The 5,924-nt window shown below is 38.6% G+C and carries 6 protein-coding genes and 1 pseudogene; 4 read left to right on the top strand and 3 right to left on the bottom strand.

Annotated elements, in window-relative coordinates; all coding sequences use genetic code 11:
- The coding region (locus AC06OU_RS14085) for an MFS transporter (RefSeq protein ID WP_475856613.1) at positions 1–565 on the bottom strand (565 nt) is incomplete at its 3' end.
- A 124-nt stretch (positions 566–689) separates the two neighbouring features.
- Between AC06OU_RS14085 and mnmL the strand changes: the two genes are divergently transcribed.
- From mnmL to AC06OU_RS14105, 4 genes are read left to right on the top strand one after another with little or no spacing between them, the layout of a single operon-like run.
- Positions 690–1,646, top strand: coding sequence for a tRNA modification radical SAM protein MnmL/YtqA (gene mnmL, locus AC06OU_RS14090; protein ID WP_475856614.1), 957 nt, complete (start codon positions 690–692; stop codon positions 1,644–1,646).
- The gene (gene mnmM, locus AC06OU_RS14095; RefSeq protein WP_475856615.1) at positions 1,643–2,212 is read left to right on the top strand and encodes a tRNA 5-(aminomethyl)-2-thiouridylate-methyltransferase MnmM; all 570 of its coding nucleotides are present in this window, start codon (positions 1,643–1,645) and stop codon (positions 2,210–2,212) included. The genes mnmL and mnmM overlap by 4 nt, the downstream gene beginning before the upstream one ends.
- Before the next feature lie 46 nt (positions 2,213–2,258).
- Positions 2,259–3,341: a type III polyketide synthase gene (locus tag AC06OU_RS14100; RefSeq protein ID WP_475856617.1), complete on the top strand. Its 1,083-nt coding sequence runs from the start codon at positions 2,259–2,261 to the stop codon at positions 3,339–3,341.
- Position 3,342: 1 nt separating this feature from the next.
- Positions 3,343–3,888 (top strand): isoprenylcysteine carboxyl methyltransferase family protein, encoded by a 546-nt coding sequence (locus tag AC06OU_RS14105; RefSeq protein WP_340882949.1) that lies wholly within the window; start codon positions 3,343–3,345, stop codon positions 3,886–3,888.
- 29 nt (positions 3,889–3,917) lie between these two features.
- On the opposite strand, the gene AC06OU_RS14110 is transcribed toward AC06OU_RS14105, so the two are convergent.
- Both AC06OU_RS14110 and AC06OU_RS14115 read right to left on the bottom strand, forming a co-directional pair.
- Entirely contained in the window at positions 3,918–5,234 is a 1,317-nt protein-coding gene (locus tag AC06OU_RS14110) for an NAD-dependent malic enzyme (protein WP_475856618.1), read from the bottom strand.
- Between the two features lie 313 nt (positions 5,235–5,547).
- Positions 5,548–5,924: pseudogene (locus tag AC06OU_RS14115) on the bottom strand (MerR family transcriptional regulator); the annotation flags it as partial.

The following is a 5,924-nucleotide window of genomic DNA, read 5'->3' on the forward strand; positions in this document are numbered from 1 at the left end:
AGGCCTGATGGTTTGAAACGTTAGAGATGTTTCCATAGAACCGACGAGCGATAACAAAAAAGAACACGTAGGCGAGTAGATTTGCTCCAAAAATATTATTTATGTTATGGTCTGCAACTATTCCAGCTAAAGCTGGTCCAATTGCCACACCTAAGTTTTGAGCTAAATAAATAGCATTAAATGCTTTACGTCCACCTTCTGGCCATACATTCCCTACCATAGCATACATGCTTGGAAAGATGATGCCACCACTAAATCCGAGAATAGCGACTAGCCATACATATTCTGGCCAATCATGCCAAACGGTTAGCGCTGCTAACGAGAGTATGGATAACAGAATTCCAAACACTATAGATTTATAGCCGCCTATTCTGTCAAATAAAAACCCGCCTAACAAATTACCGATCACACCGGTTCCAGCGTTTAGCATCAACACTAACCCCGCCATCGTTAACGATTGACCAAGGTAGTCATGCATATAGATTGTATGTAAGGGCCATAAAAATGAATTCCCCATTGTATTAATAAACATTCCAATAATTAAAAGCCAGACTGCTTTTGGCATCAATATTCCTCATTTCCTTAGACACTCAAAATATTGTAGCTTTTTTTAAACTGCACTTCAAGATAATTAAATCTACCAAGTCAAAGTTTCATGATAAAATAATCCTGTTAAGGAGTGAAAAATAATGAACAATAACTTTCCATTCCCTTCAGACGGGAAGAGATACTTTACATGGAACCGATATTTGCGTGATACCTTTGATATGAAAATCTTCAAGGTGGCACTTGACGCAGGATTTGATTGTCCAAATCGAGATGGCACTGTCGCTTATGGTGGATGTACATTTTGCAGTGTTGCTGGGAGCGGAGACTTTGCAGGTGACAAAGTAGATCCTATACCAGTGCAGTTTGAAAAAATTCGAGATAAAATGCATGAGAAATGGAAGCACGGAAATTATATCGCTTACTTTCAAGCCTATACGAATACACATGCCCCTCTTCCAGTTTTAAAGGAGAAGTTTGAAGCTGCTCTTGCTTTAGAAGGAGTTGTGGGAATTTCTATTGCGACTAGACCTGACTGTTTACCGGATGACGTAGTAGAATACTTAGCAGAGTTAAATGAACGGACGTTTCTATGGGTTGAGCTCGGTCTACAGACAGTCCATGAAAGTACAGCAAGGCTAGTCAACAGAGCCCATGATTTTAATACTTATATAGAAGGAGTCTCTAAACTTAGAAAGCATGGTATCCGTATTTGTACTCATATTATAAACGGGTTGCCATTAGAAAATAGAGAGATGATGATGGAAACAGCCAGAGAGGTAGCCAAGCTAGATGTTCAAGGCATTAAGATTCACCTTCTGCACCTATTAAAAGGAACTCCAATGGTGAAGCAATATGAAAAAGGAATGCTGGATTTTATGGAACGAGATGAATATATCCAGCTAGTAGCTGACCAATTAGAAGTTCTCCCGCCTGAGATGATTATTCATCGTATTACAGGAGATGGTCCTATTGATTTAATGATTGGGCCAATGTGGAGTGCCAACAAATGGGAAGTGTTGAATGGAATCGATGCTGAACTCGCTAAGAGAGAAAGCTATCAAGGAAAACTATTTACGAAGACTGGTGAGTTAATATGAAGCTAAAAAGAATTCTTCCCTATGCAAAGGAGCTTCTTCAGGATGTGATAAAAGAAGGAGATACGGTAGTTGATGCCACCGCTGGGAATGGTCATGACACCTTATTCCTTGCCAGCTTAGTTGGCGATCAGGGACATGTATTTGCATTCGATGTTCAAACAGAAGCAATTGAATCGACCTCTGAAAGACTGAGTAATGCTGCTGTCAGAGATCGTGTCTCTCTAATTTTAGATAGTCACGGCAATGTAAGTAATTATATCGACGAACAGATTTCAGCAGCTGTCTTCAACTTAGGCTATCTACCTGGTAGTAACCATGAGGTAGTTACTAGAGGTAACTCCACTATTCAAGCAATTACATCCTTATTAGATCTTCTGAAAATTGGAGGTCTCATTGTTTTAGTAGTTTATCATGGACATGAGGGTGGTAAACAAGAAAAAGATGAAGTCATTTCTTTTGTTCAACAACTCCCTCAATCTTTCGTTCATGTATTATGCTACCAATTTCTAAACCAAGAAAATGACCCTCCATTTATCATTGCCATAGAAAAAATGAAGGAAAGGTGAATATATGGATGAAGGGTGGAGAAACTAACATAAAAAGGAGATTACCATGCCAAAAATAGCTTCCGTTAGTACATATAAACCTCCATACTCCCTAGAACAATCCAACATAGAACAATTAACGAAAGAGCTTTTTCAAGATAAAATCCCACAACTTGAACGCTTGCTTAAAGTATTTGAAAACGGTGATATCAAATCGAGAAATTTTTGTGTACCACTAGAGTGGCATCAAACGAATCATTCATTTGAAGAGAGGAATTCTCTGTATATTGAGCTTACTACCAAATATAGTGTAGAAGTAATCCAAGCCTGTCTCCAAAACAGCTCTTTCCTAGAGAATAACGTCTCGCCTGAAGAAATTGATGCTATTATCTTTGTGAGCAGTACTGGAATATCTACTCCAAGTATCGATGCGCGTGTGATGAATCATCTCCCCTTCTCAGACAGGCTAAAACGTATTCCATTGTGGGGACTAGGCTGTGCAGGCGGGGCATCAGGCATAAGCAGAGCATTTGATTACTGCAAGGCACATCCTTCTGACAAGGTGCTCGTTGTTTGTGTTGAGCTATGTAGCCTGACCTTCCAACCCAATGATTATTCGAAGAGTAATCTAGTCGGTGCCTCTCTTTTTGCAGATGGAGCGGCCTGCGTGTTAGTTTGCGGGGACGATGTGGAAATTGGAACCAAAAGACCCGTACCTCATATCATTAATACAGCGTCCAAATGGATGCCAGATTCTGAAGATGTTATGGGCTGGGAAGTAAAAAATAGTGGCTTACATGTAGTATTCTCGAAAAGCATACCGACGATTATCTCCAAATGGCTTGGCCCGTTTATGCACGAATTCTTGAGCGAGGAAAAGATTACGAGTGAGGATATCGTTAACTTTGTTGCTCATCCAGGAGGAAAAAAAGTGTTAAAGGCGTATGAAGATACCCTTCATCTATCCGAAGACCAAACCGCTACCTCAAGAGAAGTGCTAAAAAATCATGGAAATATGTCTTCTCCAACGGTTCTCTATGTATTAGAACAATTTATGCTTAAAGAAAATGCTCCTAATGACTATGGCATGCTAGTCGCTCTAGGCCCTGGTTTTTGTGGCGAAGCAGTGCTATTAAATTGGAGGGATTGATATGTTATTTTTCATCGTTATAGCACTAGTCATTGTTCAGAGATTAGTCGAAGTAGCTGTTGCTAAGAGAAACGAGAAACGAATGCTAGCTCAAGGGGCCTACGAAGTGGGAGCTTCCCATTATCCTTACATGCTAGCACTTCATATAAGCTTCTTTCTTTTTCTAATTGCAGAGGTTGTTTTATTGGATCGAGGTATATCTCCATTATTCCCAGTATTTTTATTCGTTTTCTTGTTAGTCCAATTACTTCGAGTGTGGTGCCTGACATCTCTCGGAAAGTTTTGGAATACCAAAATAATTATCCTTCCTGGTGCTAACGTTGTTACAAAAGGACCTTACCTTTACTTTAGGCATCCAAATTATATTGTTGTATGTACCGAGATTCTATTACTTCCTTTAATGTTTCAGGCATATTTCACAGCACTTGCATTCACACTATTAAATTTAGCAATGCTATCTGTCCGAATTCCATTAGAAGAGAAGGCATTAATAGAAGCAACAGATTATGAAGAAGCATTAAAAAAGAAGAAGATTTCAGCTTCCTAGCTGGTATCTTCTTCTTTTTGCTTTTAAGATTAGCCTTGTTTCATTACAGCCTCTTCCACTGCGCGAGCGACAATATAATGGACTGCAGGATCTAATGGGTTTGGTATTAGCTCACCAGGTCTTGTATAATCCACAATTGCCTTCGCCGCTGCAATCAGCATTGGATACGTGATTTCTTTAGCCCCAGCATTTAAAGCACCTTTAAAAATACCTGGGAATCCTATTACATTATTTACTGAGCGACCATCTGCAGCAAAAGCAGCTCCAGCTGCAATAGCTAAAGATGGAAGAATTTCAGGATTAGGGTTAGAAAGGGCAAGAATGATTTGACCTTTACGTACCATCTCTGGCTTAATCAAACCTTCCACACCAGTAGTAGCTACGATGATGTCACAGCTCTCCATCATTTCTTCTAACGAATCGATTGTTTGCCCTCCATAATGAAGAAGACGCTCTTTCGCTGCTTCCTGACGGTCCAATCCATATACCTCTTCTACTCCATAGGCCATTAACATACGGCATATAGCTAATCCTGCTGCTCCTAAGCCTATCTGACCTATCTTCGCATTTTTGATGTCTACCTCAGTTGCTCGGCATGCAGAAAGGATAGCAGACAATGCTACCACTGCAGTTCCATGCTGATCATCATGCATAACAGGGATAGGAAGCTCTGCTTTTAATCTTTCTTCTATTTCAAAGCAATGTGGTGAACCGATATCTTCCAGCAATATCGCACCAAACCCTTGGTGAATATGTTTGATCGTTTCTACAACTTGGTCTGGATCACTAGTATCTAATAGAATCGGTATACCGCTCAATCCTACAAACTGATCTAACAGTACAGATTTCCCTTCCATTACAGGCATACCTGCAACAGAACCAATGTTACCTAACCCTAATATAGCAGTTCCATCCGTTACAATAGCCACTGACTTTCCTATAGAAGTAAAATATTGAGCCTTGTCTGGTTCATTAACAATTTCCATGCAAACGCTAGCAACACCAGGTGTGTAGATTCTTTGAAGATCTCCTAATGAACGAACGTCATATCTGCTCTTCATCGCAATCTTTCCACCTTCATGTGCTTTCAACACATCATCACTGATTGCTTGAATTTTCACGCCGTTTCCAATAGCTTCTATATTACTTATAATTTTCTCGAAATCTTTTTTAGACTTGCTTGTAACAGATATGTCGCGAATAGTAGTTAAAGCACCACTTTTTAAAGTTGTAATATCCCCTATATCGCCTTCTCCCATTCCAATGGCAGTTGCTACCTTAGCAAAGTTACCCGGTTTAGAAGGTGTTTCTACTATTATATTACGAATAATATGTTGGTTTTCCATAGTTTTCTCCTAATCTCTAACTATTTTTGAATTATATGATTATAACACAAAAATGCTATTTGTTTGATAATGAAGACATTTATTTTACAGAAAAAAGTGATAGTCAGGAAGGGTTTATCTTATAGGGGGGCGTAAGAATTATGAAGATTTACTGCTATAAGAAAATCCAAACATAAAAAAACCTAATTTCTCGGTTCATAAGTGAGAAATTAGACTTTAGTTACTTCATGAAATCGCCCTATAATGGAAAATCAAGTGTGTTGTTTTAAATAAGATAGACCAACTATAATTTAAGAGTATAGCTCATTAATATCTATTCCATTTCTTCTTGCTGAATATGATATTCCATCGCTTGATTAAACCATATTTGTTCATCTTCTGTTAAAAGAGAAGTTGTCATATCTTCAAGCTCTTGAATATCAAGTTCTCCTTCTATATTCGTATCAAAGATTTTTTGCATCAGATCCTCACCAAGAAATGAGAAAAATTCTTCTATATAGTTCTTAATCATTCGCTGTACTTTCAGGTCCTCTACGGGTTTACCATATAATTGTTTCACTTCTTTAGACAATTGAGTAAACGTTTTATCTAAAGAGATTTTTTCTTCTTCCGATTTCTTTTCTAACTCTTCCACGACATCCACGACATCCGTTAACATATGGCGAACCATCCATTCTTTTTGTATATGTT

This window comes from Psychrobacillus sp. (genome assembly GCF_056205495.1).

Excerpts from the sequence above, each read along its gene's own strand:
- AC06OU_RS14110 (WP_475856618.1), bottom strand. The coding sequence starts at position 5,234 with ATGGAAAACCAACATATTATTCGTAATATAATAGTAGAAACACCTTCT.
- mnmL (WP_475856614.1), top strand. The coding sequence starts at position 690 with ATGAACAATAACTTTCCATTCCCTTCAGACGGGAAGAGATACTTTACA.
- AC06OU_RS14100 (WP_475856617.1), top strand. The coding sequence starts at position 2,259 with ATGCCAAAAATAGCTTCCGTTAGTACATATAAACCTCCATACTCCCTA.
- AC06OU_RS14105 (WP_340882949.1), top strand. The coding sequence starts at position 3,343 with ATGTTATTTTTCATCGTTATAGCACTAGTCATTGTTCAGAGATTAGTC.
- mnmM (WP_475856615.1), top strand. The coding sequence starts at position 1,643 with ATGAAGCTAAAAAGAATTCTTCCCTATGCAAAGGAGCTTCTTCAGGAT.